This is a genomic window from Streptosporangium sp. NPDC050284 (assembly GCF_044459525.1).
Taxonomy (GTDB): domain Bacteria; phylum Actinomycetota; class Actinomycetes; order Streptosporangiales; family Streptosporangiaceae; genus Streptosporangium.
On the sequence record NZ_JBITIZ010000013.1, the window covers coordinates 1 to 14100 of the forward strand.

Sequence of the window (14100 nt, forward strand, 5' to 3'; positions counted from 1 at the left end):
CCTTCGTCGCGCGTCGAGCAGGTCGAGGTCTATCGCTTCGCCGTACGTCGCCGCGCGTCCGGGCCGGACGTAGAACTCGACGTCGTGACCGGCCCTTTCCAGGGCCCAGCCGTAGATGGTGGCGATCGTGCCTCGGCCGAACATCAGGATCTTCAAGCTGCACCTCGTGGGATACAATCAAATCGGAGATCATCTCCACTTTCAAAATATGGAGGTAATCTCCATTTGTCAACGCGAGGTATCGCATGACCGCCGCCAAACCGCTGCGCGCCGACGCCCGGCGCAACCGTGAGGCCCTGATCGCCAAGGCCCGGGAGGTCTTCGACGCCGGCGACTTCTTCGACCTGCGCTTCGATGACTTCGCCCGCCTGGCCGGGGTGGGCACCGGCACGCTGTACCGCCACTTCCCCACCCGGCAGGCACTGGCCGAGGCGGTCTACCACGGAGAGGTCGCCGCGCTGTGCGACCGCGCCCGCCGGCTGCAGGCCACGCTGCCCGCGGCGGAGGCCTTGGCGACCTTCCTACGCGGCATGGTCGACCACATAGATGCCCACCAGGGCCTCGCCCGGACGCTGGCCACACTCATGGCCACCGGTTCGGGCGTACTCGCCGAAGGCAGCCGGGCGCTGGAGCAGGCCGTCACCGACCTGGTGGCCGCCGCCGCGCGGGACGGCGCCGTCCGCGACGACGTGAATGCCGGCGCCGTCATGATGGCGCTGCACGGCATCGGCGCGGCCCACGACCGCCCCGGTTGGCGGGCCGAGGCCGACGGGGTCATCACCCTCGTGCTGGACGGGCTGCGCCGCCCGCTATGACAAGGTGCGACACGAGGTCGCATGCCGCGAGCGAAGGATCCGGTTAGTGGTACGGCGGCGAAGATGCGGTCCGGGGTGGTCACCCGGCTGATGCCGGCTACGCCTGTGAAGTTTCAGGATGCGTGCGAGAGCGATGAGAGCGCGGCTCTGCCAGTTCTGACGCTTGTCGAAATCCGACTGCGTCGCCGAAGGTGGGACTGGTCTGACCCTGTGCAGCAAGCCGTGGTGCGACAGCTTTGTGTCTGCGACACCCTGCCTGTTGACATAACCACCGGACTGGAGATCACCGACACCCCGCACGACCTCGTGACGCAGTTCGGGGAGGGTGGCACGACCGCCCGCTACGTCCACGTCGGCGACAACCGCTTCGTCGGCGTCGAGCCGGACGAGGGGCCGCACCCACTGATCGCCTTCCTCCAGGACGAGCGCTTCCTCTACGACATGCGCGCCGTGCCACGTGTCACGGGCCAGGGGGCGAGGCGGCGCCGGTCGGGCCCGCTCGGAAGGCCTGCAGGCGGGCGAGGCCCTCGCCCGGATTGTCCCTTGCAGCTCTCCGCTCCCGAAGCTGACCCCAACCCCAAAGTGGTCTCGGTGTCACGGTGACCACCGACGACGCGCGGCTCGCGGCGGCGCGTTTCCCGACAACCCAACGGCGGGAAACACGACCCGATGAGGCGACCCCCGCGAAGGAAGGTCGCCTCACCAAGGGGGTCGGTCAGCTGAGCAGCTCCAAGAGCCTGGTGTCCGGTTCCGCGACGGCGCGGGACAGCAGCGCCGCCACCCGCGACAGGCGCTCCTCGACCTCCTTGCGGTCCCACAGCTCGACGGCGTACTCCAGGTCGAGCACCACCTGCTCTCCCGCCATCCCGGCGTACATCTCCAACTCGTAGCGGTTCGCCCTGGTGTGTACGTAGTCGAACCCCACCTCACACCCGGCCAGCTCCGGGATCGCCGGCCCGTCGCCGGCCCAGTCGGACGTCACCTGGAACAGTGGCATCCTGCGTGGGTCGGGGTGGATCTTCAAGGCCCGCACCACCTCGTTGAACGGGGTGCTCTGGTGGGCGTACGCCTCCAGCACGGTCCTGCGCACCCGTCCGGCCAGCTCGGTGAAGGTGGGGTCGCCGCCGCAGTCGACGCGTAGCGCCACCATGTTGACGAAGCAGCCGACCACGCCCTCCAGGCCGGGCAGCGGCCGGTTGTCGGCGGTGGTGCCGATCACCACGTCGTCCTGGCCGCTCCACTGGGCGAGCATCGCCGCGAACGCCGCCGTGACCAGCATGTAGGGGGTGGCCCTGCTCTGTCTGGCCAGCGCGAGCAGCCGCCGTGACTCCGCGTGCGGCAGGCGGTGGGCGATCATCTCGGTGTCGCGGCTCTCGCGCCGCCCGCCGCGGGTCCTGGGCAGGACCAGTTCCGGCGCCTCGCGCAGCCGCTCGCGCCAGAAGCGTTCCGAGGCCGCGGCCTCGGGGCCGCCGAGCCAGGCCTGTTCCCAGGCGACGTAGTCGGCGAAGCGCAGGTGCGGGGCGGCGGGGGTGGCGTCCCGCTCGGAGTACAGGCGGCCCAGCTCGCCCACGAGCAGCCCGATGGACACGCCGTCGGTGACCAGGTGGTGCTGGACGAGCGCGAGGACGTGGTCGTTCTCGCCGAGCCGGTAGAGGGTGGCCCTCACCAGGGGCGCGGTGGACAGGTCGAAGCCGCGGTCGGCGTCGCTCGCGGTGCGGCGGGCCGCCTCCCGCGCGCGTTCCTGCTCCGGCAGGCCGGTGAGGTCCTCGACGGGCAACTCGACGCGTACGCGGGGATCGAAGCGCAGCACCGGCACGTCGCCGACGAGCGCCACGCGGGCGCGCAGGTTCTCGTGCCGTGCGACCAGCGCGTCGAACGCGCCGCGCAGGGCGTCCACGTCGAGCGGGCCGCGCACCCGGTAGGTGACGGCGGCGATGAAGTCGCGGGCGTCGCCGCCCGCGAGCTGCTCGTTGATCCAGATCTGCAGCTGCGCGGTGGACAGCGCGCTGGTGTCGGGCTCCTCGCCGTCCCGCTCGATCTCCCCGGCCTTCCCCGCGGGGGTCGTACGGCTCGCGCGGCCCGCGTCGCCGAGGGTGTGTTCCAGCGTGGGATGCCTCGCCGCCATGTAGTCGGCCAGGTCGGCGGGGGTGCAGTTCTCGAAGAGGGCCATGAGCGGTACGCGCACGGCGAGCACGGAGGCGATCTCACGCACCAGGCGGGCCGCGAGCATGGAGTGGCCGCCCAGGGCGAAGAAGTCGTCGTCGGGCTCCACCTCGTCGAGGTTCATGACGCGCGCCCAGATGACGCAGAGCGCGGCCTCCAGGGCGGGCAGCTCGGTCCGCTCCGCGCGCTCGCCGGCGTCGGGCAGGCTGCCGGTCTCGACGCGGCCGTCCTCGGTGCGCGGGATGTGGTCCACCGGCACGATGACGGCGGGCACCATGTACTGCGGCAGCCGCTCGACGAGGGTGGCGCGCAGCTCGTCGGGCGGCGGCTCGGCGACGGCGTAGGCGACCAGTTCGCGACCCGCGCCGCCCTCGACCGCCACGACGGCGGCGTCGCGTACGGCGGGATGCGCGCGCAGTGCCTCCTCGACGTCCTCCAGCTGCACCTGGAAGGGGCCGATGCCGACCAGGCGGTCCTCGCGCCCGCGTTCGACCACCCGCCCGTCGGGCCTGCGGATGGCGAGGCGTCCGCTGGGATCGGCCACACCCTCGCCGCCTGAGCGGTGGACCAGCCGGCCGACGGCCCCGGCGGGCAGCACGTTGCCGTCGTGGTCGAGCACGGTCACGTCGCCCTGGATGAGGGTTACCAGCTCCTCCGGGCCGATCATCGGGATGTCGGCCAGGGTCTGGGCGGGGTCCTCGGCGACGGCCCGCAGCACCCGGTCGTAGTGGCGCATCACCCGGGCGATCGTGGCCTCGTCGAAGAGGGTGTCGTCGTACTCGACGAAGAGGTCGACCCGGTCGCCCCGGCGCACCGCCTCGACCGCGACGTCGAAGCGGGACCGGCCGCGTGTCACCTCGACCTCCGCCGCCGGCACGCCGCCGATGGAACGCTCGGTCGCCCCGGCGTCCCACATGGTGAAGACGACCTGCACGAGCGGGGTGTGCCCGGCGTCTCGCTCGGGCTGCAGGAACTCCACGAGCTTCTCGAAGGGCACGTACTGGTGGTCGAAGGCGTCGAAGGCGGCCTCGCTGACCGCGTCGGCCAGCTCGGTGAAGGGCATCTCGCCCGCCGGGCGCAGCCGTACGGGCACGATGTTGGCGAAGAAGCCGAGCGCGCCGTCGAACTCGCGCCCGGGGCGGCCGGGGGCGCCGGTGCCCAGCACCATGTCGCCGCGTCCCGTGTAGCGGTAGACGGTGGCGGCGAAGGCGGCGAGCAGCACGGTGAAGACGGTGCCGCCGACCCGTTCGGCGACCTCGCCGAGCGGGCCCGTCAGGGCGGGGTCGAGCCGGAAGCGCTCGCGCCTGCCCGCGCCGGCACGGCGGCGCGGCCGGGGCCGGTCGGCGGGCAGTTCGAGCACGGTGGGCGCTCCGTCGAGTTCCCGCCGCCAGTGGTCGACGTCGGCGGCGAGGCGACCCCCGGCGAACTGCTCGCGCTGCCAGCGGGCGAAGTCGCCGTACTGGGCGGGCGGCTCATCCGGTGACCTGCCTCGCGTCCCGTCCGATGACTCGCCGGGCGGCTCGTCCCGCGAACCGTTCCGCGACTCACCGGGCGGCCCGTTCCGCGATTCGCCGGGCGGATCATCGTGTGATCCGCTCCGGGATCCACCGGGGAGTTCTCCCCGGTAGGCGGCGTCCAGCTCGTCGAGCAGCAGGTTCATCGAGAACCCGTCGCTGATGATGTGGTGGACCCCGAGCACCAGCGCCTGCCGGTCCGCGCCGAGCGTGACGAGCGAGGCGCGCAGCAGCGGTCCCGAGGCGAGGTCGTAGGGGGCCTCGGCGACCTCGCGGGCGTACTCCATGAGCGCCTGCTCGCCGCCGACGGTCGCCTCGCGCAGCACGGGCCCCCGCTCCCAGACCGCCTGCACCGGTTCCGCGCCCTGGTAGACGAAGGTGGTGCGCAGCACGTCGTGCCGCGCGACCACCTGCTCCAGCGCCCGCCCGAGCCTGGCGGCCTGCAGCGTGCCGTCCAGGACGAGCACCTTCAGCTCGTTGTACGAGCCGTTGCCCGGATCGTCCTGCTCGACGAACCAGAGCTGCTCCTGAAGGTAGGACAGCGGGGCGGTGCGGACGGGCAGGCCGGTCACGAGGGCCCCTCCGTCTTTCTCGCGATCACCCAGAGGAAGCGCGACTCCCCGAGCGGTGTCCGTTGCGCCACGACCTCGTCGCGCTCGGGGGCCAGGCCCGCCTCGCGCAGCAGGCGCAGGTTCTCCTCGGTGGGGAAGCCGGAGAAGAACATGGTCGAGCCGAACCACTCCTCCACCGCGCCGGGGATGTCCTCGGTCATGAGCGTGGCCAGCAGCAGGCCGCCCGGCTTGAGCCAGCGGGCGATGCCCTTCAGCAGGCTGGGAAGCTCCTCCCTCGGCAGGTGGGTGAGGGTGTAGATGGACACCACCGCGTCGAAGGAGGCGTCGGGGAACTCCGCCTCGGCCATGTCGGCCTGGACGAGCGTCGCACCGGGCAGGGTCTTGGCGGCGAGCCTGAGCTGTTCGGCGGAGATGTCCACGGCGGTGAGGTCGTGTGCCTCGGCCAGGCGGCGCGACGACTCGTGGCCGCCGCCGACGCCCAGCTCCAGCACGGCCGCGTCCTCGTCGGGCAGCATGCCGAGCAGGTGGCCGGTCCAGGTCATGCGGGGGCCGTCGGAGAACTCCGACTGGAAGGCGGCGTAGCGGTCGGCGATGTCGTCCCAGCCCTCGCGGACGATGTCCTTGATGTCGGAACGGACCTCGGAGTCGACGGCGTCGGCGACCCCGGCGATGGTGGGCCGGTCGAAGAACTCGACGACCGGCACCTCGATGCCGAAGATCGTGCGTACCTTGCCGAGGAGCTGGATGACCTGGATGCTGGTGCCGCCCAGCTCGAAGAAGTGGTCGTGCGGGCCGAGGGAGTCGACGCCGAGCAGCGGTTTCACTATCTCCTCCGCCACCCTGCGCCGGGTCGGCGTCCACTCGGCGTCCTCGGCGTCCTCGGCGTTCTTGGTGTCGCCGCCGGTCTCCACGGCGGCCGCGCGCCGCCCCCTCGCCTCGGCCAGGGCGTCGCGGTCGACCTTGCCGGCCGGGGTGAGCGGGATCTCGGGCACGTGGACGAACTCGTTGGGCACCAGCGGGGCCGTCAGCCACCTGGCCGCGGTCTCGCGCAGCTCGGTTACGCCGGGGGGTTCGGGGGCGGTGGAGACGACGTAGGCGATCAGGCGGGCGTCGCCGTCGTCACTCGCCTCCGCCTCGACCACGGCGTGCGCGATGTCGGGGTGCCTGCACAGGGTCGCCTCGATCTCCTCCAGCTCGACGCGGACGCCGCGGACCTTGACCTGGCGGTCGGCCCGCCCGGCGAAGACCAGCTCACCCTCGGGCGTCCAGCGCACCAGGTCGCCGGTGCGGTAGAGCCTCTCGCCGGGCGTGGTGGCGAACGGGTCGGGGACGAAGGAGGCCGCGCTCGTGCCGGGGCGGCCCAGGTAGCCGCGTCCGAGGCCGGGGCCTCCGACGTACAGCTCGCCGACCGTGCCGATCGGGACGGGGCGCATCGACTCGTCCAGGGCGTAGGCCCGGTGGTTGGGCATGGCGCGTCCGATGGGCGGCGAGGCGTCCCAGTGTCCCTCGCACTCCTGGGTGATGACGCCGACGGTGGTCTCGGTGGGGCCGTAGCTGTTGACGAACCTGCGTCCGGCCGCCCAGCGGGTGGTGAACTCGCCCGAGTAGCTCTCGCCTCCGACGGCGATGACCCGCAGGTCGGGGAAGTCGCCGGGCTCCAGCAGTCTCAGCACTCCGGGGGTGCCCATGTAGACGGAGATGCGGCGCTCGCGCAGCAGGTCGCGCAAGCGTGTCGAGGAGGTGCGGGTCTCGGTGGAGGCGACGTGCAGGGCCGCGCCCGACAGCAGTGCTCCGAAGGCGTCGAAGGTGGAGACGTCGAAGGCGATCGAGGAGAACTGCACGAAGCGGTCCTGGGGAGAGAGCCCGTACAGGTGCTGGGCGCCCCTGACGAACGCGGTGACCGCGCGGTGCTCGATGAGGACGCCCTTGGGGGTCCCCGTGCTGCCCGAGGTGTACATGACGTAGGCGAGGTTGGCCGGGTGCGGCCGAACCTCGGGGTCGCTCTCGTCGTTGCCGGGGTGGTCGTCGACGTTGACCACGCACCACGGGCCGGGCGGCACCTCGGCCTCGGTGGTGGAGTCGGCCAGCACCACGGCGGTGCCGGCGTCGCGCAGGATCGCCTCGACCCGCTCGGGCGGGTTGCCCTCGTCGATCGGCACGTACGCGCCACCGGCGGCCAGTGTCCCGAACATGGACACGACCATGGCGGCCGAGCGGCGCTGGTAGACGGCGCAGCGGTCCTCGGGGCGCAGGCCGAGGGCGAGCAGGTGTCCGGCGAGGCGGTTGGCGGCGCGGCGTACCTCGTCGTAGGTGAGGGTCGTGCCCTCCTCGTCCGTCAGCGCCGTGGCGTCGGGCGACCTGGCGACCTGGGCGGCGAACCGTTCGATGACGGTCGCCGGCTCGTCGGCCAGCTCGGTGCGGTTCCATTCCTCGACGACCAGGCGCGCGTCGTGCTCCTGGATCGTGTCCATCGGCTCCTCCTTAGGGGACCGTCCTCGGGGGACCGTTCGTCGGCGGGCGCGTCGGCGGCGGGCGCGCGGGTCAGGGGCGCTCGCCGTCCATCCAGCGGCGCAGGCTCAACGGACGCATGTCCGTCCAGACCTCCTCGATGTGGGCCAGGCACTGCTCACGGGTGCCGTTGTGGCCGACGCTGCGCCAGCCCTCGGGAATGTCACGGTCGGCCCACCATATGGAGTACTGCTCCTCGTGATTGCGCACCACCGTGTACTCGGTCGTATCCACTGACTCTGCCATTCGGGTCTCCTTTGCCTCATTCGCCATTCGACACGACGTTGCAATCAAACAATGCCATGGTCAAGCAGAAGCGATTTAACGCACTTTCCGCGAAATGTTAGGGTTTTGAAGGGGAGCTATGTGTGGAATAGCCGGTGTATCCGTTCTCGAAGGGGCCGCCGGGCGGTCGGCCTTCGACGGGCTCGTCACCCTGCAGCACCGTGGCCAGGAGTCGTGGGGCATCGCGGTGGCCGGGCCGGGGGGCGTGCAGGTCCGGCGGTCGCTGGGATTCGCCTCGCGCTCGGACTGCGGTGACTCCGCCCGCGACGACTGGCCCGCCGGGAGGCTCGCGGTCGCCCACACCCGTTACTCCACCACGGGCGCCACGCTGCTGGAGAACTCCCAGCCCTTCGTGCACGAGGCGCGGCGCATCGCGCTGGCGCACAACGGGGATCTCACCAACGCCGCCGAGCTGCGCGCCCGGCTCGGCCGCGAGGGCTACGGGTTCCGCTCGACCAGCGACTCCGAGGTCATCCTCGCCCTCCTCGCCGACGGCCTGAACAGGCCAGACGGTTCGAACGGCCTGCACGGCGCGGCCGCTCAGGATCGTCCGAACGGCCTGGACGCCATCGATGGCCCGGCCCCTCAGGAAAGTGACTGCCCCGACTCCGACCCGATCGTGGCGGCGGTCGCGCGGGCCATGCGGGTGCTGCGCGGCGCGTACTCGGTGGTGTGCGCCGTCGGCGACCGGCTCGTGGCATTCAGGGACCCGCACGGCATACGCCCTCTGGTCGCCGGGTTCGCCGAGGGCAGGGCGGTCGTCGCCTCGGAGACCTGCACGCTCGACGCGCTCGGCTGCTCCGGGCAGCGGGAGGTGGAGCCGGGCGAACTGCTCGTCCTGCGCGACGGCCGCCCGATCGGGACGTACCACGTGGCGGCCCCCGCCCCGCGCAGCTTCTGCGTGTTCGAACACCTCTATCTGACCAGGCAGGACTCCAGGATCGGCGGCGCCAGGACCGGCGCGACGCGGATGGCGTTCGGTGAGCGGCTGGCGCTGGAGTCCCCGGCGGACGCCGACCTCGTCGTGGCCGTTCCCGCCTCCGGTGTGCCCGCCGCCAGGGGGTACGCGCGGGCGGCCGGGCTCCCGCTGGCCGGGGCGCTGGTCCGCGACGAGCAGGTGGGCAGGACGTTCATCGAGCCCGACCAGCGGCGGCGCGAGCGCAAGCTGCGGCGCAAGTTCTCCATCGGCTCGCCGGTGGACGGGGCCAGGGTCGTGGTGGTCGACGACTCGATCGTGCGCGGGTCCACCATGCGGCGCATCGTCACGCTGCTGCGCGAGTCGGGGGCGAGCGAGGTGCACGTGCGGATCGCCGCTCCGGCGCTGATCGCGCCCTGCCACTACGGGGTGGACATCGTCGACACCGGCGAGCTGGTCGCGACCGGCCGCGAGACCGGGGAGGTGTGCCGGATCATCGGCGCGACGAGCCTGGCGTACCTGTCGGTGGCGGGCATGCGTCACACGGTCGGCAGCGCGTCGGGCGAGGGATTGTGCGAGGGCTGCATCACCGGCGAGTACCCCACCCCGGTGAGTCCGGGACGCGACAAGTTGAAGCTCGTACCCGCACAGGCCCCGCGGCACGCGGCGCCTCCGGCGGCCGTCCACCCCCGTTGACGGTGATCAAGGCCGCGCCTAGCCTCCGCCAAATGGGACCTAACACACAGCACACACGGCCGACCGGGTACGACGACGACGGTGGATGCGACGCCCGGTACACCAGGACCGCCTGCCTGTGGGGACGCAGGCCTGACCGGATCTCCGACGTCCTGGGAGACGCGCTCTCCCTGCCAGGCGCCCCCGAGGAGATCGGCCCGCCCGCCTCGCCACCCGGCGCGGGCGCGCCCGTCGTCCTCGACGTGGGGTGCGGTGAGGGGCGCAACGCGGTGCGGCTCGCCCAGCGGGGCGCTCAGGTGCTCGCGATGGACGTGTCGGCCGCCGCGCTGGAGAACGGCGCGCGGGCGTGGGGTGACGCCGGGGGGATCGAGTGGCGGCGGGGGGACGCGCGCACCGCCGATCTGGAGGCCGCCGCGTTCGACGGGGTGCTGGCGTGCAGCGTCCTGCACTGGCTGGAGGACGAGGAACAGGTCGCCGACGTCGTCGCCAGGCTCCAGGCCGCGACCAGGCCGGGAGGGGTCAACGCCCTGTTGATGTTCAACCGCGGCCACGCCTACGTACCTCCCGCCGGCGAGATGCGCATGCCGGTCCTGCTGCCCCACGACTGGTACCTCGCCAGGTACGCCGGGTGGACCGTGCTGAGCGCCACCGACACCGACTCCACGCACACGCACAAGGGCCACGAGGAACCGCACACCCACGCGGTGACCAGGCTCGTGGTCCGCAAGGGGGCGGTCGCGTGAGCCCGCCGCACCCGCTCGAGTGGCCGGTCTACGACGACGGCGTGGCGGCCAGGGTCGCCGAGCTGGTGACGCTGGGGCGCACGTTCGACTACGACTACGGCCCCGAACTGGCCGAGCTGGAGCGGTCGTTCGCCGAGCGGCACGGCCGTGCCCACGCCCTCGCGCTCACCTCCGGCACGGCGGGACTGCTCGCCGCCTACTTCGCGCTGGGCATCGGCCCCGGCGACGAGGTGATCGTCCCGAACCTCACGTTCTTCAGCACCGCCTCGCCGCTGTTCCTGCTGGGCGCGGTGCCGGTGCTCTGCGACGCGGGCGACGCCGACGGGAACGTGGCCGCGGCGGATGTGGAGGCGCTGGTCACGCCCCGTACGGTCGCGATCGTCGTCACCCATCTGTGGGGCCACAGCTGCGACATGGACGCCCTGCGCGCGGTGGCCGACCGGCGCGGGCTCGCGCTGGTCGAGGACTGCTCGCACGCCCACGGCTCCACCTTCCGCTCCCGGCCCGTGGGCTCCATGGGCGACGTCTCGGTCTTCAGCGTGGGCGGTAGGAAGCTGATCTCGGGGGGCATGGGCGGCATGCTCCTCACCGACTCCGAGGACGTCTTCGCCCGCGCCTGCCTGCTGACCAACTTCCGGCACCGCACCGACCTCACCATCGACGCCGCCCGCTACCAGCCGTTCCTGCTCACCGGGCTCGGCGGCAACTTCCGCATCTCCACGCCGGGGGCCGTGCTCGCCCAGAGCCACCTCGACCGCCTGGACGAGCTGGTGGAACGCAGGGGGGCCAACATGTCCGCCCTGTCCGCGGGGCTCGGCGCGCTGCCGGGCGTGCGCCCTTCCCCCGTCGCCGAGGGCGTCACGATGGGAGCGTGGTACGACGGGGTCGTCGAGGTGACGCCGGAGTGCCCGTTCAGCCGGGACGAGCTGGTGAGGGCCGGTCAGGAGCGCGGCCTGAAGGTGCGCGCCCCGGCCACCCGGCCGCTGCACGTCTTCCCGCTCTTCCAGGGCACCGCGCCCGACTGGTCACCGGCGGTCGCCGCCGCCGTGCGGGCCGCCGCGGCGGTGAACGACCGGCCGTTCCCGCGTTCCACGGAATTGTTCGCCAGGTGGATGAAATTGCCGGTGAACTTTCTCTGGGAACCCAACTCACCGCTGGTCGGTGCGTATCTCGAAGCGTTCGACGACGCATTCTCGATGGCGCGTACCGCGTAACGTCATTCCTGTTTCCAGCGTCGATTCCGGAGTAATCCACATGAGCCGACAAATGTCTCCCGTCATCCATGCCGTCGCCCCCACCAGCCTGGAGAGCTGGTTCGGCCACTTCGTCGACCTCGGTCCGCGGGACCGGACCGTCTTCACCGGCGAGGACCACCGCGTCGACGTGGCCCCGCTGCTCGACGCGATCGGCGAGACGCCACGGGCGACGGTGGTCTTCCACTCCAGCCACACGACACTCGGCCGCGACCAGCTGCTCGCCTTCCGGCTCCGCGAGCTCGGCCACAGGGCCGAGTGCCAGTCGCGGCTGTGCGCCTCGCTGGGCAGCGACAAGATCCTGATGAAGGAGTTCTTCGACCGCTACCGCCTGGTCTCCCCGCCGTGGGCGCGGGCCGGTGAGCCGCTGCCCGAGGCGGGCCCCGACACCCCCGTGGTGATCAAGGACCGGCACGGCACGCAGAGTGTCGGCACCCGGCTGGCCCGGGCGGACGAGTGCCACCTCGCCCCCAACGAGCTGGGCGAGTTGTATGTCGACGGGATCGAGTACTCGGTGCTGGTCTACCGCGACGAGCACGGCACGGCGACGTTCCCGCCGGTGTGGAAGGGGGCGACCTCGCCGGACCTGGTCCCGCCGTGGCAGCGGCTGCGGCTGTGCCCCGGCCCGATGCTCGGCGGCACCTGGGAGCGCAAGCTGCGGGCCGTCGGCAAGCGGCTGGCCGACCTGGCCGAAGCGCACGGCTACCTGGAGGTGGAGTTCCTGCTGACCAGGACCGGGGAGGTGCACCTGCTGGAGATCAACCCCCGGGTGTCGGGCACCATGCGGCTGGCCGCGATGGCGACCCGGCTGCCGATCTTTTCCCTGCACGCCCGGCCCGAGCTGCGCGACCATTTGTACGCCGCCCGCTTCAGCGGCGAGATCCCCTACAACGGCGACCCGATCGCCGATGCCGACGGCGAGGTGTTCGCCACCTCCCGGCTCACCGTCGCCGGGGAGAGCCCGCAGGAGGTCCGCGCCAAGCTGCGCGAGCTGGGCACGGAGCCCCGGGTACTGCCCCGCGCCTCCTGACCCCGCCCCTGCTCCCCCGCTTCTTCACCTCCCCGCCCCGCCTCCCCGGCTTATGGCCCTCCGCCTCTCCTGCTCTCGCCTCGCCGGCTTCCTGATCCCCCGTCTCCCCGATGCCCGGATCTCGGTTCAGGCGGATCGGGGTACCGCTCCCGCCTTCTCCGGCCCCCCTGCCCCTCCGTCCGACGTCCTCCCGTCGCGCCGCGCGTCCCACCGGTCGAGCAGCCCGAGCAGGGGCGCGGTCGCGGCCGTGGAGACCAGCGCGACGATCACCAGCATCGTGAACAGCACCTGGGTGATGATGCCGAGGCCAAGGCCGATGCTCAGGATCACCAGCTCGGTCACCCCCCGGCAGTTCATCAGCACCCCGAGCCGCACGGCCTCTCGCCCCGGCACACCCATCGGCCTGGCGATGACCACCACGCCGCCGACCTTGCCCACCACGGCGACGGCGAGGATCAGCAGGCACCATCCCCACATGGCCAGGTCCTGGCTGAGCAGCCCGATCTGGGTGTTGAGCCCGACGAAGGCGAAGAAGGGCGGCAGCAGGAAGGAGGTGGTGAAGTCCTGGGTGCGTTCGCGGACCCGCCGCAGCCGTACGTCGCCGTCGCGCGGGAACAGGACGCCGAACAGGAAGGCTCCGAAGATCAGGTGGATGCCGATCAGCTCGGTCAGCAGCCCCGAGACGAGCAGGCCCACGATGACGACGGGCAGCGTCGCCTCCTGGGAGAGTCCCCGGCGCAGCAGCCTGGTCAGCAGTGGCCGTACCACCCCGGCCATGACGGCGGCGAAGGCGACGGTGAGGCCGAGCGTGCGCAGCGCCTCGGCGGGTGAGGAGCCCTTCGCCATCGTGACCGCCACGGCCAGCAGCAGCCACGCGGTGACGTCGGCGATGGCGGCGCAGGTGACGGTCAGTGCCCCGGTCGGGGTGTGGAAGAGCCCGCGTTCCAGCAGGATCCTCGCCAGTACGGGAAACGCGGTGACACTCAGCGCGGCCCCGATGAACAGCGCGAAGACCGGGAAGTCGACGGAGGCGGTCGCCAGCGGCGTGTAGATCAGCAGGGCGAGCGCGACCCCGAGCGCGAACGGGATCGCCACGCTCGCCTGGCCGCAGAGCGCCGCGACACGGCCCCGGCCGCGCAACAGGTCGCCGCGCAGCTCCAGCCCGACCAGGAACATGAAGAAGGCCAGCCCGAACTGGGCCAGCAGGTTCAGATACGGCATCACGGCGCTGGGGAACAGCGCGCGGTAGGCCTCGGGCCACACGGCACCGAGCAGGGAGGGGCCGAGCACGATGCCCGCGGCCATCTCCCCGATCACCCGGGGCTGGCCCAGCCCGCGGAAGACGGCCCCGCCGAAGTGGGCCAGCGCGACGACCACCGTGATGGACAGCAGCAGCAGCGGTGTGGCCGGCACCTCCTGCTCCCGCCCCGGCTCCGCAGAGGGCACGGGGACGGGACCGGTGGCCGTCCCCGGGTCGAGCCTCAGCATCAGCAGCGCCAGCACGGACGGCAGCACGATCGCGAGACCGTACGCGACCAGGGAGTGACGCAAAGTGCGCGTATTCACGGACCGAAACCTTGGATACGGCATGATCGATTCCATTTC

At 72.1% G+C, this 14100-nt stretch carries 10 protein-coding genes; 6 read left to right on the forward strand and 4 right to left on the reverse strand.

Features of this window, described 5'->3' with window-relative positions:
* The first annotated feature begins 245 nt into the window (after positions 1-245).
* A complete protein-coding gene (locus ACIBH4_RS27590) occupies positions 246-815 on the forward strand; it encodes a TetR/AcrR family transcriptional regulator (RefSeq protein WP_399173087.1) in 570 nt (189 codons plus the stop codon).
* Between the two features lie 222 nt (positions 816-1037).
* On the forward strand, positions 1038-1418 hold the full coding sequence (locus ACIBH4_RS27595) for a hypothetical protein (RefSeq protein WP_362520676.1): 381 nt from the start codon (positions 1038-1040) through the stop codon (positions 1416-1418).
* 112 nt (positions 1419-1530) lie between these two features.
* On the opposite strand, the gene ACIBH4_RS27600 is transcribed toward ACIBH4_RS27595, so the two are convergent.
* The 3 genes from ACIBH4_RS27600 to ACIBH4_RS27610 all read right to left on the reverse strand — a co-directional run bounded on the left by ACIBH4_RS27600 (position 1531) and on the right by ACIBH4_RS27610 (position 7818).
* Entirely contained in the window at positions 1531-5064 is a 3534-nt protein-coding gene (locus tag ACIBH4_RS27600; RefSeq protein ID WP_362770165.1) for a condensation domain-containing protein, read from the reverse strand.
* Positions 5061-7535, reverse strand: a complete 2475-nt coding sequence (locus ACIBH4_RS27605) for an amino acid adenylation domain-containing protein (protein WP_362770167.1) — start codon at positions 7533-7535, stop codon at positions 5061-5063. The genes ACIBH4_RS27600 and ACIBH4_RS27605 overlap by 4 nt, the downstream gene beginning before the upstream one ends.
* A gap of 70 nt (positions 7536-7605) precedes the next feature.
* On the reverse strand, positions 7606-7818 hold the full coding sequence (locus ACIBH4_RS27610; protein ID WP_362520685.1) for an MbtH family NRPS accessory protein: 213 nt from the start codon (positions 7816-7818) through the stop codon (positions 7606-7608).
* 118 nt (positions 7819-7936) lie between these two features.
* Here ACIBH4_RS27610 and purF point away from each other — a divergent pair, with 118 nt between their 5' ends.
* The 4 genes from purF to ACIBH4_RS27630 are packed head-to-tail and all read left to right on the forward strand — an operon-like array spanning position 7937 to position 12495.
* Positions 7937-9469 (forward strand): amidophosphoribosyltransferase, encoded by a 1533-nt coding sequence (gene purF / locus ACIBH4_RS27615; protein ID WP_362520688.1) that lies wholly within the window; start codon positions 7937-7939, stop codon positions 9467-9469.
* A gap of 32 nt (positions 9470-9501) precedes the next feature.
* Positions 9502-10212, forward strand: coding sequence for a class I SAM-dependent methyltransferase (locus ACIBH4_RS27620; RefSeq protein ID WP_362520691.1), 711 nt, complete (start codon positions 9502-9504; stop codon positions 10210-10212).
* A complete protein-coding gene (locus ACIBH4_RS27625; protein ID WP_362520694.1) occupies positions 10209-11426 on the forward strand; it encodes a DegT/DnrJ/EryC1/StrS family aminotransferase in 1218 nt (405 codons plus the stop codon). The genes ACIBH4_RS27620 and ACIBH4_RS27625 overlap by 4 nt, the downstream gene beginning before the upstream one ends.
* Positions 11427-11478: 52 nt before the next feature.
* The gene (locus ACIBH4_RS27630; RefSeq protein ID WP_362520697.1) at positions 11479-12495 is read left to right on the forward strand and encodes a hypothetical protein; all 1017 of its coding nucleotides are present in this window, start codon (positions 11479-11481) and stop codon (positions 12493-12495) included.
* 126 nt (positions 12496-12621) lie between these two features.
* Here the strand turns inward: ACIBH4_RS27630 and ACIBH4_RS27635 are convergent, their stop codons facing one another.
* A complete protein-coding gene (locus ACIBH4_RS27635; RefSeq protein ID WP_362770169.1) occupies positions 12622-14061 on the reverse strand; it encodes a cation:proton antiporter in 1440 nt (479 codons plus the stop codon).
* Between the last annotated feature and the right edge of the window lie 39 nt (positions 14062-14100).